Origin of the sequence: Kitasatospora putterlickiae (assembly GCF_039527695.1) — a bacterium.
Taxonomy (GTDB): domain Bacteria; phylum Actinomycetota; class Actinomycetes; order Streptomycetales; family Streptomycetaceae; genus Kitasatospora; species Kitasatospora putterlickiae.
In genome coordinates, this window is sequence record NZ_BAAAKJ010000180.1 from 26,536 (window position 1) to 27,319 (window position 784).

The following is a 784-nucleotide window of genomic DNA, read 5'->3' on the forward strand; positions in this document are numbered from 1 at the left end:
TACCGGGCCGCCTCGCTGACCGGTGCCGCCGACTCCCGCGCCGGCCCCGTCGCCCTCCGCGGGCGGTGGGGCCGGCGTGCTCGTCGAAACCTGTGAGCGGGCACTCACCTGCGCGCTATCCTTCGGGTACCCCTCCGCAGCCGCGGCCCGGTCCGCAACCGGCCGCCCCGTCCCCTCGGAGCCTTCATGAGTATGCGCGAGCAGATCGTCGACGCCGCCGAGCGGGTGATCCGGGACCTCGGCCTGGCCCGCTGCACCACCAAGGAGATCGCCGAGGTGGCGGGCTGCTCCGAGGGCACCATCTACCGCCACTTCCGCAGCAAGGAGGACGTCTTCCTGGCCGTCCTCGCCGAGCGGCTGCCCGGCCTGCTGCCGGTGCTGCGGGCGCTGCCGGAGGAGGTCACCAGCGAGGGCGAGGTGCGGGCGGCGCTGCAACAGGTGGCCGAGGAGGCGCTCGCGTTCTACCGCGAGTCGATGCCGATGCTGCTCTCCGTCTTCGCCGAGCCCAAGCTGCTCGACCGCCACCGGGAGTGGATGCGGGCCAACAACGCGGGGCCGCACCGGGCCGCCGAGCTGCTGGCCGACTACCTGCGGCGAGCCCAGCGGGCCGATCTGGTCAGCCGGGACGCCGATCCGGTGGCGGCGGCCCAACTCCTGCTCGGCGCCTGCTACCTGGCCGCGTACGGGGGCGTGTTCGCCGCCCCGGCGGGCGGGTCGGAGGCGCTGCGCGAGGCCGAGGCGTTCGTCCGGCAGCTGGTCTGGCGCGACTTCCACCACCAGGTGC

At 74.7% G+C, this 784-nt stretch carries 1 protein-coding gene; it reads left to right on the forward strand.

Annotated features, from left to right (window positions below; all coding sequences use genetic code 11):
• Positions 1-186: 186 nt before the first annotated feature.
• The coding region (locus ABD308_RS18165; RefSeq protein WP_344335665.1) for a TetR/AcrR family transcriptional regulator at positions 187-784 on the forward strand (598 nt) is incomplete at its 3' end.